Genomic DNA, 21,943 nt, shown 5'->3' with positions numbered 1-21,943 from the left:
GAGAGGTGATCTGAGACGAACGGCAGGGAACCAGCACGATGACGGCAGTAAATCAGGCGCGATACAAGGTCGGCGGTATGGACTGCGCCAGCTGCGCCACCAAGATCGACACGGCTGTACGCCGCATGCCCGGCGTCGAGGATGTTTCGGTATCGGTTGCCGCGGGCACGATGACGGTCAGCCACAATGACAGCGTCGATCTTAGCGCCGTCGAAAAGCGTGTTTCCGGTCTCGGTTATCCGCTGAGACAGCTTTCGCAGCGAAACCGCTCGGACGAGCTGGTAATCCCCGTTGCGGATCACGCCGACCCTCATGCTCACGATGATGGAAGCAAGCACGATCATTCCCATCATAAGCGGGAGACAGCCGCCACTGAGGGCCTGCACGGCCATGACCACGGTCCGATGGAGGGCCCATGGTGGAAATCTGCCAAGGGTCGACTGACCATTATGGCAGGCCTGGCATTTGCAGTTGCCTATGGGCTCGGCCACCTGTTTCCCGCTTACGAGACCTATATCTTCACCGCCGCGATGCTGATCGGTCTCGTGCCGATCGCGCGGCGCGCGATCATGGCAGCGCTCGCCGGCACGCCGTTCTCGATCGAAATGCTGATGACGATCGCAGCTGTCGGCGCCGTTGTGATCGATGCATCGGAGGAAGCAGCGGCGGTCGTCTTCCTGTTTCTCGTCGGTGAATTGCTGGAAGGCGTTGCGGCCGGAAAGGCACGCGACAGCATCAGAAGCCTCTCCGCTCTGGTCCCGAAGGAAGCGCTCCTGGAGGAGGGCGGCCAGACAAGAACCGTGCCGGCCGAAAGCCTTGCGATCGGTTCGATCATCCTGGTCAGGCCCGGCGACCGGATATCCGCCGATGGCGTCATCATGTCGGGCCAGAGCGCGGTCGATCAGGCGCCCGTGACGGGCGAAAGCACGCCGGTTGCCAAGGGCGTCGACGATGTCGTGTTTGCCGGCACCATCAACACCGATGGCGCGCTTCGGGTGCGTGTCACCGCCGCTGCGCAAGACAACACGATTGCCCGCGTCGTTCGCCTCGTTGAGGAGGCGCAGGAAAAGAAGGCGCCGACCGAACGCTTCATCGACCGCTTTTCGCGGTACTATACGCCCGGCGTCGTTGCGGTTGCCGCTCTGGTCGCCATCCTGCCGCCGCTCATTGCCGGTGGTAACTGGAACGAGTGGATCTACAAAGGGCTTGCCATTCTGCTGATCGGTTGCCCCTGCGCACTTGTCATCTCGACGCCTGCGGCGATCGCTGCGTCGCTTTCATCCGGTGCCCGCCGTGGCCTCCTGATCAAGGGCGGTGCGGTGCTTGAGACACTCGGAAAGCTGACCGTTGTTGCCCTCGACAAGACCGGCACGCTGACCGAGGGACGGCCGCAGGTCACCGATGTCATTGCTTTCGGCCACAGTGCCGATGAAGTGCTGCGGTTTGCGGCCGCGCTGGAAATCGGCTCCAGCCATCCACTTGCAAAGGCCATCCTCGCGAAAGCTGAAGAAGACGAAGTTGTCATTCCGCAGTCGAGTGATGGCAAGGCGCTCGGCGGAAAAGGTTTGACAGCAGAGGTCGAGGGACAGGACGTCTTCTTCGGCTCTCCCAAGGCTGCCGCCGAGCGGGTGTCGATGTCGATGGCGCACAGCCGCCGGGTCGCAGCGCTCAACGACGAGGGCAAAACCGTCTCCGTGCTGATCGTCGGCAGCGTGCTCGCCGGTGCGATCGCCATGCGCGACGAGCCGCGCGCCGATGCCAAGGCTGGGCTTCTGGCTCTCACCGAAGCGGGCGTGAAAACGGTCATGCTGACCGGCGACAATGCGCGCACGGCAGTTGCAATCGGGCAGGAGCTGGGGATCGAGGTCCGCGCTGACCTGCTCCCGGAAGACAAGAGCCGTATCGTCGGCGAACTGAAGCGTGACGGTTTCGTCGTCGGCAAGGTCGGGGACGGGATCAACGACGCACCGGCCTTGGCGGCGGCAGATGTCGGCATCGCCATGGGCGGCGGCACGGATGTTGCGCTCGAAACCGCCGACGCCGCTGTGCTGCATGGCCGGGTGGCCGATATCGCAGCAATGATTGCCCTGTCGAAGAAGACGATGCGCAACATCCATCAGAACATCACCATCGCGCTCGGTCTGAAGGCGGTGTTTCTGGTGACGACGGTGATCGGCATAACCGGGCTCTGGCCGGCGATCCTCGCCGACACCGGCGCAACCGTGCTGGTCACGATCAATGCGCTGAGGCTGTTGCGGAAGTAGATGAGAGCCCTACGCCTCCGGGCGCAAGGCTCTCTAAGACTGAAAACTTTTCGTCATGGCATCCGGTGCAGGATGGCGAAGGCTTCATACGGCTTGAGAACGATCGTCTCCGAGAGCGCTTCGATCGGCTGTTCGTTGGAGATGAGGCAACTGCCGGATACGCGCAGCTCTTCCGGCAGATCCAGACTTACCTCGCGGGCTGAAAAACTGCCGATGACGACCAGCAGGTCCCTGTCCAGTTTGCGGGTGTAGACAAAGACGTCGGGATTGTCGTCGAGCCACGACTGGTATTTGCCGTAGACGATGACCGGATGGGATTTCCGCAAGGCAATCAGCTGGCGGTAATGGTTCCAGACCGAACGCTCGTCGCTCATCGCCACGTCCGCATTGATCGACGCATAGTTCGGATTGACGCCGATCCAGGGTTCTACGGTGGAAAAACCGCCATAAGCTGCGCTGTTCCACTGCATCGGCGTGCGGGCGTTGTCGCGGCCGTTCGCGTTGGCGCCCATGATGAAATCCTCAGGCGAACGGCCGGCATCCACATGCAGCTGATACATGTTGAGCGTCTCGATATCGCGGTACTGCTCGATCGCGCTAAACGGCATGTTGGTCATGCCGATTTCCTCGCCCTGATAGATGAACGGCGTGCCTTTCAGCAGATGCAGGACCGTCGCCAGCATCTTGGCGGATTCGACGGGATAGCCCGTAGCGTCACCATATTTCGAAACGGCACGCGGCAGGTCATGATTGCCCCAGAACAGGGAATTCCAGCCATCGTCGGCCAGCGCGTTCTGCCATTTGCTCAGCACCGACTTCAGTTCGACGAGGTCGAAGGTTTTCGGCTGCCATTTGCCGTAGGTTTCATCCCATTGGCGGGTCACGTGTTCGAACTGGAACACCATCGAGAGTTCCTGCCGCTCGCGACCGGAATAGAGAAGTGCCGATGCAGGTGTGGCACTCCACGCCTCGCCGACGGTCAGGACGTTGCGGCCACCGAAGGTCTCGCGGTTCATCGCCTGCAGATATTCGTGCAGGTGCGCACCGTCGGTCACCACGCCCTGGTCCACCTGTTTGCCGATATAGTCGATGACATCCATCCGGAAACCGGAAATGCCGCGTTCCAGCCACCAGTTCATCATGTCATGAACTTCGGCACGGACCTTAGGGTTTTCCCAGTTCAGATCGGGCTGGCGGCGCGAGAAGAGATGCAGGTAGTATTCGCCGGTCGTCTCGTCGAGCGTCCAGGCGGGGCCGCCGAATGTCGACTGGAGATCGTTGGGCGGTCCGCCGTCAGGACCCGGCTTGCGCCAGACGTAGAAGTCACGAAACGGATTGTCGAGAGAGGCTCGTGAGTTCTGAAACCACGGGTGTTCGTCGGACGTGTGATTCACAACCAGATCGAGCAAGATGCCGATGCCTCGGCGTCGAGCCTCGGCAACCAGCAGATCGAAGTCGGCAAGCGTTCCGAATTCCGACGCGATATCGCGATAGTCCGAAATGTCGTAACCGTTGTCATCCATCGGCGATTTGAAGATCGGGGAGAGCCATATGACGTCGATGCCGAGAGATGCGATATAATCCAGTTTCGAGATAATGCCCGGAATATCGCCGATGCCGTCACCGTTCAGATCGCAAAAGCTGCGCGGATAGATCTGGTAGACGGTCGAGCTATGCCACCACTGCCGTTCGAGGGGTGGCGCCGCTTCCTGGACAAGTGCTGCCAGCTGATCCTCGAGCTGGTCCCGTAACTGGTCCATCCATGTCTCCTTGAGATATATTCGACAACCGAACGCCAACGCCGCATGGAGAGTTCCAAACGAGCGTATTCCGGATTAAATCAAGACTGCCTGACCGATCGTGTCGTGCCCTTCGCGGGCTCATTGCGCTCACCTGACGACCTCGTGACTGAAGTGTTATCGATTTCGCCTCTCTAGACGTCATCCTGTAGGGCTCGGAGCACCTCCGTAAAGATTGCATTCAGTATTTCCCGGTAAGGTCCCGTTAGTAAACGTGCGGCGCTGATCGTCTGCTGCACGGATTCCGTTTTGTATCGAGTACGGGTTCCTTATGCGTCTTACGGCTGTATCACTGCTCGTTCTGGCCCTCGCTGCGACTGGATGTACCTCCAGCAGCGATCTGGAATCCGCTGTGCCCGCTTCATCCGGGTCTGCAAAGACGTCCCGTCTGGCTGCAAGAACGGCTCCGCTGGTTCCCGCCGTCGACGTCGGGACGACGGCCGGCATTCCGTCACCACCGCAGAAGCCATTGGCCTGGGGCGGGCCTGTGCCGCAGTCGCCGGCGTTCCGCAACATCGCGCCGGGTCCTTCGGTCGAAGCGCCAGGCAATCCGATGATCACGACCGTCGGCATGCCGATGCCGGCTCAGCGGCCCGTATCGGCGCTCACTCCGGTTTCCCTGCCCGACATGAGGCCAGGCCTCGGGGTTTCGCCGGGTGGCCGCTCGCGGATCTACAGCCACAGCTTCCGCGATGCCAAACCGATCAATTTCGGCAAGGTCTCGCCACGAAAGATGTCCGTTCACGGCGTCGACGTTTCTCGCTGGCAGGGCGATATCGATTGGGCAAAGCTGCGGACGCAGGGCGCCAACTTTGCCTATATCAAGGCGACCGACGGCGGCGATCATCTGGATCCGATGTTTAAGACCAACTGGCGCAAGGCCAAGGAGGCCGGCGTTAAGCGCGGTGCCTACCACTTCTTCTACTGGTGCCGCGTTGCGAGCGACCAGGCCGAATGGTTCATCCGCAATGTTCCAAAAGATCCCGACGCGCTGCCGCCTGTGATCGACGTCGAATATAACGGCGAGTCGAGCTGCAAGATGCGTCTGTCGCGCGCCAAGGTGCTCGAAAAGATGCAGGTCTTCATGGACATGCTGGAGCGCCATTACGGCAAGCGGCCGGTGATCTACACGGCGCCGGATTTCTACAAGGACAACCTGCGCGGCGAGTTCCTCAACTACCCATTCTGGCTGCGCGCGGTCGCTCAGCATCCGTCGGTGGTCTATCCCGATCGCAGATGGGTGTTCTGGCAGTATTCCGGATCCGGCCTCTCGCAGGGCGTCGAGGGTAAGATCGATCTCAACGTCTTCCGCGGCGGCGAGGGTGATTGGCATGACTGGGTCGCCCGCAACTGACGGGATCGACTTCAGACGATAATCGGCGAGCGCCCCGCGTCGGCGTCTGATGCGGGGCGTTTTGCTATCCGGGATATGCAGGTTCCGCTGACACCATCGCCACTTCGGCTTAGCGCGTCTCTACCTCTGCAGCTGCTGCACTCTCCTGAGCGATATCGATCTTGGCCACGACGGACATGCCGGGCACAAGACGGTCCGTCAGGGGCTGTTCGGTATCGATGGCAATGCGCACCGGAATACGCTGAGCGACCTTGGTGAAGTTGCCGGTCGCGTTGTCGGATTTGATCACGGAGAATTCCGAGCCTGTCGCTGGGGCGAAACGCTCGATCGTTCCCGTGAACGCCTGATGACCCAGAGCATCGACCGTGAATGTCACGCGCTGGCCGACGGTCATGTTCTCCAGCTGGGTTTCCTTGAAGTTTGCGACCACCCAGACGTGATTGGGCACGAGCGAAGCGACCTGTGTGCCAACGGAAACATATTGACCGATGCGGCCGGTCACCTCTCCAAGGGTTCCGTCCTGCGGTGCGATGATCCTGGTGTTTTGCAGGTCGATCCGCGTGAGTTCGACCGCGGCCTTGGCGCTTCCGACGCTCGCTTCCAGCGAACGACGACTGACGACGATCGTGTTGAGGTCCTGTTCAGCCACCAGTTCGGTAGCCTGTGCCTGGTGGAGGCTCGCCTGCGCCTGGTCATAGGCGGCGCGGTTCTTCTCCGACTCGCTTTGGGTGGTGACGTTGTTTTTGAGCAAAGTCTCGGTGCGCTCATAGGTCAGCTTGGCCGCGTTCAGTGCTGCCTGCGCACTTTCGATGCCGGCCTTTGCCGAGACGATATTGGCCTCCGCCGATTTGCGGCTTTGCTCGGAATTGTCGAGCGAAGCTTCAGCGGTGGCGAGCTGCGCCTCTGCCTGTTCGAGCTTCTGGGCATAGATGCGGTCATCGATCTTGACGATCAGATCGCCCTTCTTGACCTTCTGGTAGTCCTGCACCGGCACGTCGACGATGACGCCCGCCAGTTGCGGACTGAGCAACGTCACCTGTCCGCGGACATAGGCATCGTTCGTGGTCTCGACCGTGCCGTGGAAGGGGGGCAGGTTCCAGGCGTAAAGCACGATAAACACGCCGACGATCCCGACGATGAGCGCGACGTATGTGGAAATGGATCTGAAGGCAGCGTTCATAGCTCTGTTCTTTTTCTAAAGTGTATCGAATTGACGGTCAGGCCTGCGTGGAGGCAGACGCATGCGGTATGAGCCGATCGCGGTGGGTCCACGCGAGATGGCATACAAGCATCACGATCGCGCCGATTGCGATCAGGAAAGTCACGTAGAAGGCGTCGTTATAGGCAAGCACATAGGCTTGTTGCTGAACGGCCTTGGCGAAGGTCGTGGTGCCCTGGATCGTGCGCTGGGTCAGATCGGATGTCGACCGCGCGTAGGCGCCGACATACTGCTGGATTCTCGCCGTCACCATCGGATCGGTCGGCAGCAGGCGGGATGTCAGGATCGACGAGTGATATTGCTCGCGCCAGGTGACAAAGGTGCCGAACAAGCCGCTGCCGAGGAACGCGCCGACCTTCTGGGTGAACAGGAAGACGGCGATAAAGCTGATGACGTAGGTCAGGCCCTTCTTCAGCGCGGCGGCAAAACCCACCGCCATGGCCGGCGGTAGAAACAGACCGCTTCCGAATGCGATCATGGCCTGGCTGACATACATCTGTTCGGGACGGGTCAGGACCGTGGATTGGCTGTCCATGTAGCATCCCGCCGCAATCAGGATCAACGCGACGAGGTGGATGAAGCCTTCCCGGCCGGGCTTCATCACAAGCGCGCAGACGAGGCCTGAAATCACGCTGGCAATTAGGATCGCCCAGTAGAGCCCAGCCATCTGTTCGTTGAAGAGGCCGAGCTGTTTGAAGAAGTTGATCGCGCCTGTGGATTGCTCGGTCAAAAGCATGCGGAAGACCAGGAGAACGCCAGCAAAATGGATGATCTCGCGCGAGGTGATCCAGCGCACGTCGATCAGGTTTGTCTTGCGGTTGAGTTCGATGATCGTCATCAGAACGCCGGTGACGATCGCGACGACAAGCAGCCAGCCGAGCCAGTCCGCTTCCAACCACCAATACAGGCGGCCCATGGTGAAGACGACGGCAAGGCATCCCATGCTGGTGGCCAGAAGTGCATAACTGACAAAGTCGAGCGGCGCGATCACCTTGGCTCTTGGAGGCGAGGTGAGTGGCAGCAGGAACACAAGGCCGAACACGATCAGTGCGAGGCCCAGTTCCAGAAGGTAGAGGCCCTGAAGGTCGCGCTCGTCGAGCAGCGATGGCGACACGAGACCGGCAATCGGCGTTGCCAGAAGCAGACCGATCAGCGCCAGACAGATACCGATATTCAGCTTCTTCTCCGGCGGAAAGATCTCCAGCATGTAGAGAATTGCGATGGAGGAGACAGGCGCGGCCGCGGCTCCCGCAAAAAACCGGAGGGCAATGGCAACGCTGAGATCGTTCACCCACAGATGTGCCAGGCTGATGATCACGTAAGGGATAATGGCGATTTCGCAGAAGTTGCGGATACCGTATTGCGTGCGGACCTTGAACAGGAACAGACCAAGGCTGGCGTTGGGAAACAGATAGGCGGCCACCAGCCAGGACGCTTCGGTCTGGGTCGCTTCCATCGGGCCGGCAATCTGCTGGAGGTTGGCCGAAATCAGACTTGTGCCCAGGCCCTGCATGACCGCCGCGGCAATCGACGCGAATGCATAGAGGAGCGCAATCGGAAGCGGTTTCGGAACGAAAGCCGGGGGGGCTACAGGCGGCGCAACGGCAGGGGCCGCATCCTGCACAGCTGAGGCGGCCGATCGCCCCGCATCGGGGCTCGCATCTGAATTTTCGACGTCGTCTTTCACGACTGTTGTGTCACGTGATGACATTGAAGCTCTCCAGATCGGCAAGATTGGTGCCGATCGCGTCCAGAAGGTCGTTGGCACGGCGGATATCGTCGTGGTCGAGGCCTGCAAAAATCTGTTTCCGGATCTGGTCCGCGAGGGAGCGCACGAAGTCTGCCTGCTCCTTGCCGTGGGACGTCAGCGAGATCAGTTTCGCGCGTCGGTCGCCGGGATCGGGCCTGCGCTCGATCAGGCCGTTCTGTTCCATGCGGTCAAGCAGCCGGACCAGTGTCGCCTGCTCGAGCTCAAGCTCAAAGGCAAGCTCGGTCTGTGTCATGCTCTGCTTTTTAGTCAGCCGAAACAACGCACGGGCGCGCGGATAGGTCAGGCCGTGGGCGGTGACCTGCTGATTGAACGCCGTGCGGATTTTCCGGCTTACCTTGGTAAGCGATTCCAGAAAATCAGAGCTTGCGAGATCCTGATCCATAAAAGGTTAGTGTGCTAAGTTTATGATGACCATTAGTTAGCATGCGTACTATTCCGGTTCAAGGTCGGGATCGCCCTGTCTACCGGCTTTAGCAACGCCGTTATCGCATTGCGGACCCCGTTCTGCTGCATGGGTCCGGAGTATCCGCTCCCATACTGACGTGCCTATTCCATAGAAAATGCCGCGCTCTTGGGAAGCGCGGCAGGACTTATCGCTGTATCGCAGAAAACCTGCGGCCAGCACTTGGTGTTAGCGGCAAACCTTCGTTTCCTTGATGATCACAGCACCGTGACGCATCGTCTTGACCTTCTTCACGACACAACCGCGGCGCTGGTGATGACGGTCACGTTCGCGCATCATGCGCGGCGGCGGCGGTCCACGACGGTCGTCGGTAACGATCGTAACGCTCTGAGCCTGTGCAAAAGGTACAAATGATACAGTCGATGTAATAGCAATAGCGGCTGCGATAATAAAATTCTTCACGTTTCCTGCCCTCCTTGATGGCGGACAGTAACGCGAATGTCATCGACTGGTTCCACGCCTTTACATCTTAGCGAAGAAGGCTTTGCCCGCCGTCGACGAAGATCGGCGTTCCAGTGATGTGACGGGAGCGATTGGACGCGAGAAACAGCACGACGTCAGCAACATCCTCACTTTCGCCTGCCTTGCCTCCGGTGATCGGAATTTCCCCTGCCGGGAAAACGACAGGGACAGCCGTTTCGTCCTTGCCGCGAAGACTTGTATTGTCGTCGATGCTTGTCCCGATCGATCCCGGGCAGATCGCATTCACGCGGATCCTGTGCTTACCAAGTTCGAGTGCCAGTTGCTGCACCATCGCAACCTGGGCAGCCTTGGTGGCAGAATAGGCGGTAGCGCCCGGCGTTGTGAACGTGCGGTTGCCGTTGATCGAGGAGATTACGACGACCGACCCGCCCTGTTTCTTGAGATGCGGCACGGTGACGTGAAAGGATAGGTAGGTGCCGCGCAGGTTGACGCGGATCGTGGTGTCCCACTCGTCCGGCTTCATGTCGTCGATCGGGGCCCAGACGCCATTGATACCGGCGTTGATCACAACGATGTCCAGTTGGCCATAGGCTTCGACCAGATGATCAACCGCTGCTCTCATTGCGGCTTCGTCCGCAACGTCGGCATCCAGCACGAGGGCGTCGCCGCCTCCGGCCGTGATTTCGTCAGCCGTCTCTTCCAGTTCGCTGCGCGTATGGCCGAGAAGCCCGATTCTGGCTCCCGATTGGGCTAGCTTGAGCGCTGCCGCCTTGCCTATTCCAGATCCGGCGCCAGTGACCAGTGCGACCTGCGTTTTCAATTCCATGAGCACATTCCTTGCTGCGACGCGAAAATCAGCGAAGGGCAAACGGCAAACGTAAATCGTGGTTCCCAATCCGGACGTCAAAAGTGACCGCATGGAGAGACCCCGGTCGCCGGCGTCTCTTAATAGGGGCTCCAGGATCAAGGGCAGCGTCCCGCATTCGAGCCCGTCACAGTTCTCGTTAAGGCTCCGCCGGATCCTGCTTTGGAGGAGGGGAACTCCAAACGCGTTTGCGACGTTGGGTAGCAATCTCAGATGGAGCCAACCCATGCGCTTTCGCCGCCCGATCATCGCCTGCATCGCCAGCCTTCTCAGCTTGCCCGTATCGGCACAGGAGTCTTCCTTTCTTCCCACGCTCAAGGGCAGTTGGACCGGCGTCGGCACCGTCGTGACGCGCATCGGCGCAAAGCCGATCAACGTGACGTGCAAATTCGATATGTCGGGTGGGCGCACGGCGTTTTCGATGGACGGCACCTGCCGCGGCCTGCTGGTCGTCCAGCGCAAAATATCCGCCACACTTCAGGAAAGCGGCAATGGTTACCGCGGCACCTATACCGGCCCTTCCGGTCAGCCTTCGACCCTTTCGGGAAGACAATCCGGCAACCGGATCAATCTGTCCGTCCGTTGGGCACGTGTCATCAACGGCGATCGGACTGCCAATATGACAATCGAATCGCGCGGTGCTGGCAGCCTGCGTCTGCAGACGGTCGACAAGGATCCGAGCACGGGCAAGACCGTCGTAACCAGCAGCATCAATTTAACCCGGTAGGCGCTCGAAATCGCCTCACCACGCACCTCGACCGCAGAGCGGGGAAATGAACTTTTCGCTGCACTGCACGTTGTCTTGCGCCATTGATCATTCGGAGAGATAATTTTGGACATCATCCGCATCCTTTTTGCCTTCCTCCTGCCGCCGCTAGGCGTGTTCCTCCAGGTCGGCCTCGGCCTGCACTTCTGGCTGAACATCCTCCTCACCCTGTGCGGCTTCCTTCCGGGTATCGTGCACGCGCTGTGGGTCATCCTGAAGAAATAACAGGATCGCGGCGCTTGACGCGCCGTCGCGTCTCACTCGGACTTTCGCGATACTGCGCCCTGTAGCTGCGCGATAAGGCGGAAGCCGAGTTGAAACCGGTCTCGGCGGCTATGTCGGCGATTGTCCCTGAGGTCTCGATGACCTTTCGTCGGGCTGCGTTCAGACGCAGGGCAATATAATGAGTGTGTGGTCCTACACCCATCGTTGTCTGGAACATGTCTTGAAGATGCCGCGCGCTTACACCGACGCGCTTTGCGAGCCTGGTGAGAACCAAGGGAGCATCGACAGTCTCCTCCATCAATCGCACCGCCGCCTGAACTCTGGCGTCGCGTCCATGTCTGACGGGAGTGACGGCTGAACCATGCTCGCGGTCTAGGCGGTGACCGTATTCATAGAGAAACAGCCTGGACACTTCGAGCGCCAGCGTATGGCCATGGGCCCTGCGGATCAGTTCCAGCATCAGGTCGAGCGTCGGAACCGGTCCGCCTGTCGTAATGCGCTTGCTGTCGATCACGAAGCGGTCTCGAACAAGCTCGACCTCCGGATAAACCAGCGAAAAGGCCTCCAGATCCTCCCAGTGGATGGTTGCACGCGACCCGTTCAGCAGGCCAGCCTCGGCCAGCACGAAGGTTCCGGTCTCAATACCCGCTATCAGGCTGCGATGTCTCGCTGTGCGAGCAAGCTGCGCCTTCAGGTCGTTCGTGACGCTTTTCTTCCAGTCATAACTCGACAAGACGAACAGCGGGTCCGTTTCCCTTGCCGGTCGAAACGCGCCAGCCACCGCGATCGGTATTCCGCATGTCGTGTCGACCGGCGTTCCATCAGGAGAATGCAGTGTCCAGCGATAGAGGTCGCCCCCGGCAATGCGATTTGCAGCCCGCAACGGTTCGATCACAGACGCCAGAAGTATGAGGTTGGTCTCTGGCAGAAGAAGGATATCGAAGTGCTGACTGGGGGCCTTTTGGCTCATTCACCGTAATCCGTGCTGATTGCCGATAGTGTATGAAATGGCTCCGATAATGCAACGCATTCCATCCGCCTCTCGGTCGTAATACGCTCAATCAGAAGGAGCATATGATGCCGCTTGAGATGAACCGCGAGGTTTTCATAACATGCGCCGTGACGGGTGCCGGAGATACGACATCACGATCGCCACACGTGCCGATCACGCCGAAGCAGATCGCCGATTCTGCCATAGATGCGGCGAAGGCCGGGGCGGCCGTTGTTCACTGCCACGTGCGCAACCCGGAAACCGGCGCGGCAGCCCGCAATATCGACCTCTACAGGGAAGTGACCGACCGCATCCGCTCGGCCGATGTCGATGTGGTCCTGAACCTCACCGCCGGCATGGGCGGCGATCTCGTGTTCGGCAATGTCGAAGCGCCTTTCCCCGTCAATCCGGAAGGAACCGACATGGCCGGCGCCACGGAGCGTGTGGCGCATGTGGCGGAGTGCCTGCCGGAAATCTGCACGCTCGATTGCGGCACCATGAATTTCTCGCTCGGCGATTACGTCATGACCAACACGCCATCGATGTTGCGCGAAATGGCACGGCAGATGACGGCGCTCGGCGTGCGTCCCGAGATCGAGGCTTTCGATACGGGTCATCTGTGGTTTGCCAAGCAACTCGTCGAGGAAGGCCTGATCGAGGATCCGGTGCTGATCCAGCTCTGCATGGGAATTCCGTGGGGCGCGCCCGACGACCTGAATACGTTCATGGCCATGGTCAACAACGTCCCGAAGACGTGGACGTTCTCGGCCTTCTCGATCGGCCGCAACGCGCTTGCCTATCCGGCGGCAGCGGTGCTGGCCGGCGGCAATGTCCGGGTCGGTCTTGAAGACAATCTCTATGCCGGCAAGGGGCAGCTCGCGACCAACGCGCAGCTCGTCGAAAAGGCGGTTGGCGTGATCGAGGGCATGGGCGCAAAGATCATCGGCCCGGCCGAAGTGCGTGAAAAACTCAAGCTGCAGAAACGGCGATCGGCATGAGCAAGATCAAGAAGGCAGCCTGTATCGGTGGCGGTGTCATCGGTGGCGCCTGGGCCGCGCGTTTCCTGCTTGGCGGCATCGACGTTTCCATCTTCGATCCGCACCCCGATGCCGAGCGCATCGTCACGGAGGTGGTGGCCAATGCGGAGCGCGCCTATGGCATGCTGACCATGGCGCCGCTGCCGCCTCGGGGAAAACTCGTCTTTTGCCCCACGCTGGAGGAGGCGGTCGCAGGCGCCGACTGGATCCAGGAAAGCGTCCCGGAACGGCTGGACGTGAAGCGTGGCGTGCTGACGAAAATCGATGCGGCCGCCGATCCGAAGGCGCTGATCGGGTCGTCCACATCCGGCCTGATGCCGACGCAACTGCAGCGCGACATGCGGCATCCCGAGCGTATGTTCGTCGCGCATCCCTACAACCCTGTCTACCTCCTGCCGCTGGCCGAACTGGTCGGCGGCGAACGCACAAGCCCGGAGACGCTGCTTCTTGCCCAAGAGCGGCTGGCGCCGATTGGCATGAAGGGCGTGATCCTCAAGAAGGAGATCGAAGCCTTTGTCGGCGACCGTCTGCTGGAAGCCTTCTGGCGCGAGGCGCTGTGGCTGATCCATGACGATATCTGCGATACCGAGACACTCGACGATGTGATCCGCTATTCATTCGGCATGCGCTGGGCGCAGATGGGACTGTTCGAAACCTACCGCATTGCGGGTGGCGAAGCGGGCATGCGGCATTTTCTGGCGCAGTTTGGCCCCTGCCTCGCCTGGCCCTGGACCAAGCTGACCGACGTGGTCGATCTCGACGACGCTCTGGTCGACAAGATCGCAGCCCAATCGGATGCCCAGTCCGGCGCCTATGGCATCCGTGATTTGGAGCGGATCCGGGATGAAAACCTCGTCGGAATCATGCAGGCGCTGAAGGCCGGCGACGGCGGCAAGGGCTGGGGCGCGGGCAAAATCCTGTCCGAGTTCGAGACGCATCTCTGGTCCGAAGGTGGCGGAAACGGCAAGGGGACAAACCTGTCCGTCGACACCTCGGCCCCGCTGCGGCTGGTCGATACCAAGGTCAACGCCGCCTGGGTCGATTACAATGGCCACATGACGGAGCACCGATACCTCCAGGTGTTCGGCGACACGTCCGATGCCCTGCTGCGCCTGATCGGCGTCGACTTCGCGTATGTCGAGGCGGGCCACAGCTATTACACGGTCGAGACGCATATCCGGCATCTGGGCGAGGCCAAGCTCGGCCAGGCGATCTACGCCACACTGCAGATCCTGTCCGTCGACGAAAAGCGCGTCCGATTTTTCTCGACCATTCACGACTCGAAGACTGACGGCATCATCGCGACGGCAGAGCAACTGATGCTGCATGTGGATTCAAGCGCCGGCAAATCCGTTGTCGCTCCTCCGGAAGTGATGGCAAAGCTTGCGCCGATTGCGCAGGCGCATGCCAAGCTAACGTTCCCGGACGGGGCAGGCCGCTCAGTCGGGCAGAAAAATTAGCTCAGCGGAAGCGTTAGGCGGCCGGAACAATAACCGCATCTCCTCTGTTTCTGACAACAAGGAGAGATGCGCCATGACCTACGAGTTAAGGGCCGTCCGAGGCGATCAGATCATTCGGGAAAGTTTCGCAACGGCGCAGGATGCCGTCTCTTCGATCGATGCGTTGCGGGGACAGGGGGTGCGGGTGGAAGTAGCCATCGACAGCACCGCAGTCCAGCCTGATACACTGACGGATTCGGAACGGCTGATCATCGTGAAAGAAGGCCGGAGATCCGCGGCAAGCGGCAACACGCTGGACACCTGCCCTTACACGGATGATCTTGACCGTCGCGCGCTTTGGCTGGAAGGATATCAGGATCCGAGCTGATTGATTTTTCTGCCGGACAATCACACGTATCCTAATAGGGCAAAAATCATGCAGATTCGGGCGTTTAGCGCCGGGGACACCGATGAACTTGCGGGACTGCTCGAGGAAATGCAGGACTATTACGGCGTGTTCTGCCCTCCGCGGGACGCAATCGTCGCGGGGATTCTCAACCGGCCGCTCAATACCGAGATCATCGTCGCCGGAACCAGCCGCGTGATCGGCTTTGCCGCCTTCGCTTCGATCTTTCCCGGTCCCGGCCTGGTGCCGGGCCTGTTCCTCAAAGAGCTTTTCGTGTCAGCTTCCGAGCGGGGCCAAGAGGTTGGTATCAAACTGATGCAGCGGCTTGCAGCGATTGCCGTCGAACGGAAGTTTGGCCGCATCGATTGGACGGCGGCGCGCACGAACCAGCGGCTTTTGAAGTTCTACGACGACCTCGGCGGCGAGCGGAAGGAAACCCACATCTTCTACCGTCTCGAGGGTGCGAAATTGAACGCGCTGGCAGAGCGGAGCTAGCCTAGGCAGCGCTGCCCTATCCCGGAAGCACGGATAGCCAGCGCCCCCGCTATGACATTCCTGCCACAGTTTGACCTCGCGTTTCCGTTCCGGGCAACTCTTGCTTTGAGCAAAAGAGTTCAGCCGTTGACTTGCAAAAGCCCTCCCGATAATTCCTGATCAAAATAATCATGATTTCCTTTCCGCTTGGTCTGAAGCGGCGGGGCGTCGTGGCAGGAATTTTAGTACGAGGGGAATTTCGCGTGGCGTTTCGGTCAAGACCTTTTCAAGTCAATGGTTTTTCACGGATTTCGATGGGGCGCCGGGTAAGCGCCCAACGGATAGCGCTTCTTTCCAGTGTGGCAATCCTGCTGCCGCTGCAGGCTCTTGCACAGACAGCTGATGCCACCGGCACAACGCTCGCGCCAATTGTGCTCGAAAGCGGTGGCAGTGGAGTGGGTCCCGATGCGACGATCGTTGCCAAGGCTTCCCGTTCCAGCAGCAAGACCGATACCCCTCTGCTCGACGCGCCCGCTTCGGTTTCCGTCGTGACGGAAGAAGAACTGGAAAAGCGCGGCGTCACGACGCTCGACGAGGCTCTGGCCTACACGCCGGGTGTTTCGACCGACATCTACGGCTCCGACAATCGCTACGATCACTATCTGATCCGCGGGTTCTACTCGACCGGCAACGCCACCTATCGCGACGGTCTGCCGATGTATACGGGTGGCGATTTTACGACCAACCGTATCGAACCCTACGCGATGCAGCGCATCGAAGTGCTGAAGGGTTCCAACTCGTCTCTGTTCGGACTGTCGGGACCGGGTGGTATCGTCAATGCGGTGACCAAGCTTCCGCAGGACGAGAAATTCGGCGAAGTCTACACGACACTCGGCGACGGTCATGTCGAGACTGGAACCGATTTCGGCGGCCCGCTGGATGCAGACGGTATCTGGAGCTATCGTTTGACCGGCAAGTGGCAGAATGCCGACGCAGGGATCGACGAGACCGAGGACGATCGCATCTACGTCGCGCCGGCGCTGACCTGGTCTCCGACCGCGGATACGTCCTTCACGCTTCTGATGGACTACAACAAGCGTGACGGCAGCACGTCTCACGGCATTCCGCTCGGCTCCGGCATCGATTCCGAGACCTATCTCGGCGAGCAAGATTTCGACAACATGGACGTAATCGAGAAGAATATCGGTTACCAGTTCCGCCACGATTTCGGCAATGGTCTCGAGTTCCGCCAGAACGCCAGGTACACCAAACTCGATGTCACCTACGAGAGTGTCTACAATTCGGCTGATCCAGCCACGAGCCGGAACGCTCTTGCAGTCTACGGCGAATCCACGCGTTTCCACATCGACAACCAGCTGCAATACGAGGCGAGCTTTGGTGCCTTCGACAGCCGGACGCTGTTCGGCTTCGACTACGGTCGCGACAGCAACGAGGAAATGCGGTTTGACGGTACTGCACTCGGCGTCGGCGATATCCGCAATCCGGTATACTGCGGTCGAAGCTGCGTGTCATTCGGTGCCGGCGTTGCGTCCGAGTCCGATCTCACGACCAAGGGTCTCTATATTCAGGAAGAGCTGACCTACGACGATCGTCTGATCTTTACCGTCGGCGGTAGGTATGACCATGCCGAAACTGAAAGTACCTCCTACGGCACCGACTACGACGCGGTCGACGAGAATTTCTCCAAGCGAGCCGGTGTGACCTACAAGGCCACGAGCGAAGTCTCTGTCTACGCCAACTACTCGGAATCCTTCCTTCCGGTTGCGGCCAATCGCAGCTACTTCATCGGCACCCCTAAACCGCAGGAAGGCAGGCAGTACGAAATTGGCATCAAGTATGAGCCGACCGGCATCGATGCGCTCTTCACGGCGGCACTGTTCGACCTGACGCAGACCAATGTTGCACAATGGGCACCGGACTATTCGGCACAGTACCAGGTCGGAAAGATCAACGTTCGCGGTCTCGAACTGGAAGCCAAGGTCGCGCTGTCCAATCGGATCAACTTTACCGCCGGATATTCCTACCTGGATGCAGAGATCGAGGAGGATGTCGACCCCACTCTCGTCGGCAACCGGCCGTATCTGGTTCCCAAGCACATGGCGTCGGCATGGTTCGACTACACGCTTCCCGGCAACGGCGCGCGCGGCGATCTGACGCTCGGCGTTGGCGGACGCCTGGTCGGCAGTTCCTATGCCGATAACGCCAACACGGATCCCGTTCCGTCGAGGGTCCTGTTCGACGCAGCCGTGAAATATCAGATCCGCGACAACGTCGCTCTCTCGGCGAACGTCACGAACCTGCTCGATAAGGAATATATCAGCCAGATCGACGGCTTCAGCAACACCGCCTATTACGGCGATCGCCGTACGGTTCTCGCAACGCTGAAATACACTTGGTAACCGGGCTTCGCCTCAATGGGGCACTCGAACTGTGAAACCTGATTATACCAAGACATGACTGTGGAAAGGACCGTTTACAGATGCCTATCTGCCAGACAGCGATCGGCTTCGGTATCGTTGCACCCACGAGACGACAGGTTCTGACGGCTATCGCGTCGGGGTTTGCCGCTGCGGCGACCGGAGGCCTTCCTGGTGTCGCGATGGCGCAAGACGAACTTCGCTTTGTCCATGCCTTCGGTGAAACGGTACTGCCGCAGCCGGCCAGGCGTGTGGTCTCGCTCGGGTATTCCACCCATGATCCTCTCCTGGCGCTGGGTGTCGTCCCTGTCGCCACGCGCCAGTGGTTCGGAGGCTATCCCTACAACGTCTGGCCTTGGGCCCAGGCGCTGATGGGAGATGCCCAGCCGCAGGTCATCTCGGGTGAAGTGTCAATGGAGATCGTCGCTTCGCTCCAACCGGACCTGATTATCGGCATCGGATCAGGTATCTCGCAGGCCGAATACGATATCCTATCCCAGATTGCGCCTGTCCTGATGCAGGAAAAGGGCGATCTCGCCTATGGCACCACCTGGGACGCCCAGACCCGCGTCATCGGTCGCGCGGTCGGCAACACTGGCAAGGCTGAGGAACTCATCGAAGGCGTCAAGTCGAGGTTTGCGGACATCAGGACACGGCATCCGCAATGGGCGGAACAGACCGCTGTCTGCGCCTACAATTTCGGCGGAGAAACCGGTGCCTTCATCGGCACCGATACCCGCGCGACGTTCCTGAAGGAATTGGGTTTCAGGCCGCCGCCAGCACTCGCCAACCTCGAAACAAACGAGGGTTTTTACGCCCGGCTTTCCCCGGAGGATCTTTCCAGTCTCGACGCGGACCTGCTGATCTGGGTCTCCACGTCCGATGCCGTGCCGGACATCGTCTCAATGCCGATGCGCAAGACGCTGAAGGCTCATGTCGAGGGTCGTGAGGTTCTGGCCGGAGCGCTTCTGGCCGGAGCATTGACCTTCGGCAGCGTTCTTTCCCTGCCGTTCGCGCTCGAGCGGCTCGAAGCGGAGATCGGGTTGGCTCTAGACGGGAAAGTCGAGACACAGGTTCCGTCAAGCGTTGCCGCCGGGCTTGCCCCGTGAAATCAGCCGCCGTCCTTGGCCTGATTTTCCTCTTCGCCGTGGTGCTGACACTTGGCGTCGGGGTGCGCGATGTCACGCCTATCGATGTGTTCCAGGCAATCTTTGCATATGATGAGAGCAATCCGGTCCATATCGTCATCGGTTCCGTCCGAATGCCGCGCCTTGTCGCGGCGCTGATCGCCGGTGCGGGCCTCGGTATCGCCGGCACGATCATGCAGGCGCTCACTCGTAATCCGCTGGCGGATCCCGGCATCATGGGCGTCAACTCCGGTGCCGCCTTCGCAGTGGTGATTGCGGCTTTGCTGACAGGGCGGTCCGATAGTGGCTTGATGTCTGCCATGGCCTTTCCGGGCGCAGCACTCGCCGCCGCCGCCGTGTTCATGCTGGGCGGTGGACTACGCGGCGATGCAGGCCCCGTCCGGCTGGCGCTCGCGGGCACAGCGCTCAATGCGATGCTTCTGTCTCTGGTCTCGGCCATCGTCCTTGCCCGCAACGAGACGCTCGAAATTCTCCGTTTCTGGATCACAGGATCGCTGGCACAGGCTGGCGCGCGTCCGCTCGCCGGCATGGGGATCGCCGCTGCCATCGGTATCGGGGTGGCTCTCCTGATTGCGCCGCGCATCGAGGCACTTTCACTCGGGTCTTCGCTTGCCCGCGGGCTGGGCACGAAACCGGCGCGCGTGCAGGCCGGAGCCCTCGTGGCGATCACGCTGACGACGGGTGCTGCGGTCGCGGTCGCGGGCCCCATCGCTTTCGTCGGCCTTCTGGTTCCGCCACTCGCACGGCGCGTCGCCGGACACGCCCTGCGGTTCGAGCTGATGGCCGCCGCCGTCATCGGCGCGTCGATCCTGCTCTATGCGGATACGCTCGGGCGTATCCTTCTCGCGCCATCGGAAATTCGCGTCGGCATCATGACGGCGCTGATCGGGGCTCCGGCTTTCGTCATCATCGCACGGCGGCTTCGTCCCGGAGCGACATCGTGACGGCGCGCGACAATGGTCGGGCGAGGGGTGGTGGTAGGACTGGCGTTGTCCTGCTGGTTGGCCTGCTGCTTTCCTCCATTCTCGCATCGCTGATGCTCGGCCAGATCTTTTTGACACCGCAGGATCTGTGGACCGGTCTATGGACCGGGACCGGGCCAGGAGCGCTGACGCTGCGTGTCCTGCGAGGCCCGGGAATTGCGACGGCAGTCGGTGTCGGGGCAGTTCTTGGTGCGTCCGGCACGATCTTCCAGATCCTGCTGCGCAATCCGCTGGCGGCGCCGGATGTGATGGGTTTCATGCAAGGCGCTGGCCTTGCGGTGATCTGCGGCGTCGCCTTCGGCCTTTCCCTACCGCTGCCATTTCTGGCCGCCGCCGGCGGATTGATCGCGGCTGTCATTGTTGCGGGACTTTCTTACCGGCGGCACGGTACCCAGGCGGCGCTGACGCTTATTCTCGTCGGCCTCGGGATGGGGTTTTTCTGTTCTGCTGCAAGCAGCTTCCTGATGACCCGCCTGCCGCTCCAAGAGGCTGCGGATGCGCAGCGCTGGCTTGCAGGCTCTCTGGCCGCCCGTAACTGGGGACATGCGCTTCAGGTTTCCGCCACCGGCGGCGTTCTGTTTGCTTTGCTGGCCTTTCAGGTGCGCTCGCTCGGCTTGCTCGAACTGGGCGATGAGCTTGCAACGGGTCTCGGCGCGCGTGTGCGCCGGTCGAAATATCTGCTGATCACCACGGGTGTGCTGCTGGCTGGCGCCGGTGTCGCCGTGGCGGGGCCGGTGCCGTTCGTGGCGCTGATGGCCGGGCCGCTCGGCTCGCGGATGACTAAGGCCAGCAGTCCGGGATCGCGGCTTGCAGTAGCCGCCGTCACAGGTGCCACAATTACTGTACTCGCGGATCTCGTCGCGCGCTCGCTTGTGCCGGGTCTGCAGCTACCGGTCGGCGTGATGACAGGGATCATGGGAGCGCCCTATCTACTGTGGCTGCTCTCGCGTGAAATGGAGACTGGAGACCTGTGACAGGCAAGGCGCTGAAAACCGAACTCCTGACCCTTGGCTATCGCGACCGGATCGTGATCCAGGATCTGTCGCTCACACTGCCGGACGGCAAGATCACGACCATTCTCGGGCCGAACGGATGCGGAAAATCGACGCTTCTGAAAGCGTTGGCACGGCTTATCCCGCCGCTGCACGGCACTGTGACGCTGGGCGGGGATGATATTGCGAAGATCGACACGAGAGCCCTCGCACGAAGGCTCGCCATCCTGCCGCAGGCATCCAAGGCCCCGGAAGGCATCAGTGTGTCTGATCTGGTGCGGCGAGGCCGCACACCCTGGCGCGGACTGCTCGCGCCCTGGAGCGAGACCGACGCGATCGCCTGCGAACGGGCGTTGTCACAGGTCGGCCTTGCCGATCTCGCCGACAGGCCGCTCGACGAACTGTCCGGCGGCCAGAGGCAGCGGGCCTGGATCGCGCTCGTGCTCGCACAGGATACGCCCTACCTTTTGCTCGATGAGCCGACGACATGGCTTGACCTCAGCCACCAGATGGACGTGCTTTCCGTGCTGCGCGAGCGCAATTGCAACCACGGAACGACGGTTGTGGCCGTACTGCACGATCTCAATCTAGCCGTCCGGTTTTCCGATCATCTCGTGTTGCTCGGCAGTAACGGACTGGTGGACGTGGGAAACCCCGAGCAGGTCATGACGGAAGCCAATCTCGACGAGGCTTTCGGTTTGAAATCAATGATCATTGCCGATCCGGTGACGGGAAAACCGATGGTCGTCCCGCGGTAAACTGGCCAATGCCGGCGGCATGCCGACAAGCCTCGCGCCAGAAACGTGATATATATTCATATCATGGGGAAGATCTCATTCATAAGAACTAACAGTGCTTGTTTTTGCTTGCAAATTTGGACTGTTTA

Annotated in this window: 20 protein-coding genes; 13 read left to right on the top strand and 7 right to left on the bottom strand. The window is 60.5% G+C overall.

Features of this window, described 5'->3' with window-relative positions:
- Positions 1-38 precede the first annotated feature (38 nt).
- Positions 39-2,264 (top strand): heavy metal translocating P-type ATPase, encoded by a 2,226-nt coding sequence (locus G6K99_RS18205; protein WP_174197393.1) that lies wholly within the window; start codon positions 39-41, stop codon positions 2,262-2,264.
- Positions 2,265-2,317: 53 nt separating this feature from the next.
- On the opposite strand, the gene G6K99_RS18200 is transcribed toward G6K99_RS18205, so the two are convergent.
- A complete protein-coding gene (locus G6K99_RS18200; protein ID WP_174197392.1) occupies positions 2,318-4,024 on the bottom strand; it encodes an alpha-glucosidase in 1,707 nt (568 codons plus the stop codon).
- 310 nt (positions 4,025-4,334) lie between these two features.
- Here G6K99_RS18200 and G6K99_RS18195 point away from each other — a divergent pair, with 310 nt between their 5' ends.
- Positions 4,335-5,417 carry a GH25 family lysozyme gene (locus tag G6K99_RS18195; protein ID WP_062454464.1) on the top strand — a complete coding sequence of 361 codons (1,083 nt, stop codon included), beginning with the start codon at positions 4,335-4,337 and terminating at the stop codon, positions 5,415-5,417.
- Positions 5,418-5,526: 109 nt separating this feature from the next.
- On the opposite strand, the gene G6K99_RS18190 is transcribed toward G6K99_RS18195, so the two are convergent.
- The 5 genes from G6K99_RS18190 to G6K99_RS18170 form a co-directional block, all read right to left on the bottom strand.
- Complete coding sequence (locus G6K99_RS18190) at positions 5,527-6,597, bottom strand: HlyD family secretion protein (RefSeq protein WP_174197391.1); 1,071 nt, start codon at positions 6,595-6,597, stop codon at positions 5,527-5,529.
- A 37-nt stretch (positions 6,598-6,634) separates the two neighbouring features.
- Positions 6,635-8,347 (bottom strand): MFS transporter, encoded by a 1,713-nt coding sequence (locus G6K99_RS18185; protein WP_062454460.1) that lies wholly within the window; start codon positions 8,345-8,347, stop codon positions 6,635-6,637.
- A complete protein-coding gene (locus G6K99_RS18180) occupies positions 8,334-8,789 on the bottom strand; it encodes a MarR family winged helix-turn-helix transcriptional regulator (RefSeq protein ID WP_062576743.1) in 456 nt (151 codons plus the stop codon). Before G6K99_RS18180 ends, G6K99_RS18185 begins: the two co-directional genes overlap by 14 nt.
- A gap of 249 nt (positions 8,790-9,038) precedes the next feature.
- On the bottom strand, positions 9,039-9,272 hold the full coding sequence (locus G6K99_RS18175) for a hypothetical protein (protein ID WP_113110177.1): 234 nt from the start codon (positions 9,270-9,272) through the stop codon (positions 9,039-9,041).
- A gap of 67 nt (positions 9,273-9,339) precedes the next feature.
- Complete coding sequence (locus G6K99_RS18170) at positions 9,340-10,119, bottom strand: SDR family NAD(P)-dependent oxidoreductase (protein ID WP_062576745.1); 780 nt, start codon at positions 10,117-10,119, stop codon at positions 9,340-9,342.
- A gap of 265 nt (positions 10,120-10,384) precedes the next feature.
- Here G6K99_RS18170 and G6K99_RS18165 point away from each other — a divergent pair, with 265 nt between their 5' ends.
- Positions 10,385-10,885: a hypothetical protein gene (locus tag G6K99_RS18165; RefSeq protein ID WP_062454454.1), complete on the top strand. Its 501-nt coding sequence runs from the start codon at positions 10,385-10,387 to the stop codon at positions 10,883-10,885.
- Positions 10,886-10,990: 105 nt separating this feature from the next.
- A complete protein-coding gene (locus G6K99_RS18160; protein ID WP_082471680.1) occupies positions 10,991-11,149 on the top strand; it encodes a YqaE/Pmp3 family membrane protein in 159 nt (52 codons plus the stop codon).
- On the opposite strand, the gene G6K99_RS18155 is transcribed toward G6K99_RS18160, so the two are convergent.
- Complete coding sequence (locus G6K99_RS18155) at positions 11,133-12,119, bottom strand: GlxA family transcriptional regulator (RefSeq protein WP_113167451.1); 987 nt, start codon at positions 12,117-12,119, stop codon at positions 11,133-11,135. The genes G6K99_RS18160 and G6K99_RS18155 overlap by 17 nt on opposite strands.
- A 107-nt stretch (positions 12,120-12,226) precedes the next feature.
- Between G6K99_RS18155 and G6K99_RS18150 the strand changes: the two genes are divergently transcribed.
- The 9 genes from G6K99_RS18150 to G6K99_RS18110 all read left to right on the top strand — a co-directional run bounded on the left by G6K99_RS18150 (position 12,227) and on the right by G6K99_RS18110 (position 21,815).
- Positions 12,227-13,138 carry a 3-keto-5-aminohexanoate cleavage protein gene (locus G6K99_RS18150; protein WP_174197876.1) on the top strand — a complete coding sequence of 304 codons (912 nt, stop codon included), beginning with the start codon at positions 12,227-12,229 and terminating at the stop codon, positions 13,136-13,138.
- Positions 13,135-14,637: a carnitine 3-dehydrogenase gene (locus G6K99_RS18145; RefSeq protein WP_174197390.1), complete on the top strand. Its 1,503-nt coding sequence runs from the start codon at positions 13,135-13,137 to the stop codon at positions 14,635-14,637. The genes G6K99_RS18150 and G6K99_RS18145 overlap by 4 nt, the downstream gene beginning before the upstream one ends.
- A 73-nt stretch (positions 14,638-14,710) precedes the next feature.
- Positions 14,711-15,004 carry an Rmf/CrpP family protein gene (locus G6K99_RS18140; protein WP_062576751.1) on the top strand — a complete coding sequence of 98 codons (294 nt, stop codon included), beginning with the start codon at positions 14,711-14,713 and terminating at the stop codon, positions 15,002-15,004.
- Between the two features lie 48 nt (positions 15,005-15,052).
- Entirely contained in the window at positions 15,053-15,517 is a 465-nt protein-coding gene (locus tag G6K99_RS18135) for a GNAT family N-acetyltransferase (protein WP_244631524.1), read from the top strand.
- Between the two features lie 293 nt (positions 15,518-15,810).
- Positions 15,811-17,916 carry a TonB-dependent siderophore receptor gene (locus tag G6K99_RS18130; RefSeq protein ID WP_174197389.1) on the top strand — a complete coding sequence of 702 codons (2,106 nt, stop codon included), beginning with the start codon at positions 15,811-15,813 and terminating at the stop codon, positions 17,914-17,916.
- 80 nt (positions 17,917-17,996) lie between these two features.
- The gene (locus tag G6K99_RS18125; RefSeq protein ID WP_082476207.1) at positions 17,997-19,043 is read left to right on the top strand and encodes an iron-siderophore ABC transporter substrate-binding protein; all 1,047 of its coding nucleotides are present in this window, start codon (positions 17,997-17,999) and stop codon (positions 19,041-19,043) included.
- Positions 19,040-20,026, top strand: coding sequence for an iron ABC transporter permease (locus G6K99_RS18120; RefSeq protein WP_174197388.1), 987 nt, complete (start codon positions 19,040-19,042; stop codon positions 20,024-20,026). The genes G6K99_RS18125 and G6K99_RS18120 overlap by 4 nt, the downstream gene beginning before the upstream one ends.
- Entirely contained in the window at positions 20,023-21,039 is a 1,017-nt protein-coding gene (locus G6K99_RS18115) for an iron ABC transporter permease (protein ID WP_174197387.1), read from the top strand. Before G6K99_RS18120 ends, G6K99_RS18115 begins: the two co-directional genes overlap by 4 nt.
- Positions 21,036-21,815 carry an ATP-binding cassette domain-containing protein gene (locus tag G6K99_RS18110; protein ID WP_174197386.1) on the top strand — a complete coding sequence of 260 codons (780 nt, stop codon included), beginning with the start codon at positions 21,036-21,038 and terminating at the stop codon, positions 21,813-21,815. The genes G6K99_RS18115 and G6K99_RS18110 overlap by 4 nt, the downstream gene beginning before the upstream one ends.
- Positions 21,816-21,943: the final 128 nt, after the last annotated feature.

Source organism: Neorhizobium sp. AL 9.2.2, from assembly GCF_013317225.1.
GTDB classification, from domain to species: domain Bacteria; phylum Pseudomonadota; class Alphaproteobacteria; order Rhizobiales; family Rhizobiaceae; genus Neorhizobium; species Neorhizobium soli.
This window is presented reverse-complemented; position numbering and strand designations above follow the sequence as displayed.

Bases quoted from the DNA above. Each gene is read 5' to 3' on its own strand.
- G6K99_RS18170 (WP_062576745.1), bottom strand. From the start codon at position 10,119: ATGGAATTGAAAACGCAGGTCGCACTGGTCACTGGCGCCGGATCTGGA.
- G6K99_RS18145 (WP_174197390.1), top strand. From the start codon at position 13,135: ATGAGCAAGATCAAGAAGGCAGCCTGTATCGGTGGCGGTGTCATCGGT.
- G6K99_RS18155 (WP_113167451.1), bottom strand. From the start codon at position 12,119: ATGAGCCAAAAGGCCCCCAGTCAGCACTTCGATATCCTTCTTCTGCCA.
- G6K99_RS18140 (WP_062576751.1), top strand. From the start codon at position 14,711: ATGACCTACGAGTTAAGGGCCGTCCGAGGCGATCAGATCATTCGGGAA.
- G6K99_RS18130 (WP_174197389.1), top strand. From the start codon at position 15,811: ATGGGGCGCCGGGTAAGCGCCCAACGGATAGCGCTTCTTTCCAGTGTG.
- G6K99_RS18180 (WP_062576743.1), bottom strand. From the start codon at position 8,789: ATGGATCAGGATCTCGCAAGCTCTGATTTTCTGGAATCGCTTACCAAG.
- G6K99_RS18135 (WP_244631524.1), top strand. From the start codon at position 15,053: ATGCAGATTCGGGCGTTTAGCGCCGGGGACACCGATGAACTTGCGGGA.
- G6K99_RS18200 (WP_174197392.1), bottom strand. From the start codon at position 4,024: ATGGACCAGTTACGGGACCAGCTCGAGGATCAGCTGGCAGCACTTGTC.
- G6K99_RS18195 (WP_062454464.1), top strand. From the start codon at position 4,335: ATGCGTCTTACGGCTGTATCACTGCTCGTTCTGGCCCTCGCTGCGACT.
- G6K99_RS18165 (WP_062454454.1), top strand. From the start codon at position 10,385: ATGCGCTTTCGCCGCCCGATCATCGCCTGCATCGCCAGCCTTCTCAGC.
- G6K99_RS18185 (WP_062454460.1), bottom strand. From the start codon at position 8,347: ATGTCATCACGTGACACAACAGTCGTGAAAGACGACGTCGAAAATTCA.
- G6K99_RS18190 (WP_174197391.1), bottom strand. From the start codon at position 6,597: ATGAACGCTGCCTTCAGATCCATTTCCACATACGTCGCGCTCATCGTC.
- G6K99_RS18205 (WP_174197393.1), top strand. From the start codon at position 39: ATGACGGCAGTAAATCAGGCGCGATACAAGGTCGGCGGTATGGACTGC.
- G6K99_RS18150 (WP_174197876.1), top strand. From the start codon at position 12,227: ATGCCGCTTGAGATGAACCGCGAGGTTTTCATAACATGCGCCGTGACG.
- G6K99_RS18125 (WP_082476207.1), top strand. From the start codon at position 17,997: ATGCCTATCTGCCAGACAGCGATCGGCTTCGGTATCGTTGCACCCACG.